The following is an 800-nucleotide window of genomic DNA, read 5'->3' on the forward strand; positions in this document are numbered from 1 at the left end:
ACCTGTTATTGTTTAAAATGATTGACTTTTTGCGGCTCAATAAAGAAGTGAAGCGTACTGTCGTTTAAACTGTATCGCGCTTCCATCGAAACGGCGAGCACTTTCGCCACGTTTTCCACGCTTTCATCCTGGAAGGAACCCGTTATATACTTATCGAAAAGTGAAGAATCTGCGACTTCAACAGTAATACTGTAATGATCTTCAAGCCGCTCAATGACTTGGGCAAGAGGCTCATCATCAAATATCAGGCGGTCTTGCATCCAGGCCAGGGCCTGGTATAAATCGGCTTTTTCAACAACCAGGTTATCCGGTCCATTTTTGACGCTGACTTTCTGCCCCTGCGATACGATTACCGATGAGGTAGCCTCCTCAGCCGTGCTACCGCTGTCGATCTTTTGGCTTTGTGGTGACACCTTCACCTTTCCCTCTGATACCACGACCTCTGTTCCCTCATGTTCCTTATCGGTATTTATATTAAACTTGGTACCGATATCTTCGATCGCAGCATCATTGGTATATACGATAAATGGGGCCGGATGATCGTGATCAACTTCAAAATAGGCTTCCCCCTGCAAATACATATCCCGGGATGATGTTCCATAGTCATCTCTGTATTGAATCCGGCTGTTGCTATTCAGCGTTACCTTTGTACCATCTTTGATATGCACAACGACTCGTTCATCATCCTGGGAGGCAATAGTATTGTAAACGACCTCTTCCCGGGGTTGAGATGGCGGGCTCGACGAAATCGAATAGAGGTAGAACCCGTAGGCTCCCCCCAGTACCAGCAGTACTGCAGC

1 protein-coding gene is annotated in these 800 nt (G+C 46.8%); it reads right to left on the reverse strand.

Annotation, left to right across the window (positions count from 1 at the left end):
• Positions 1 to 5 precede the first annotated feature (5 nt).
• A partial coding sequence (locus ACG2F4_RS19340; RefSeq protein ID WP_395262587.1) for a FecR family protein occupies positions 6 to 800 on the reverse strand: 795 nt, incomplete at its 5' end.

This window comes from Halalkalibaculum sp. DA3122 (genome assembly GCF_043951865.1).
Classification (GTDB): domain Bacteria; phylum Bacteroidota; class Rhodothermia; order Balneolales; family Balneolaceae; genus JAMQKA01.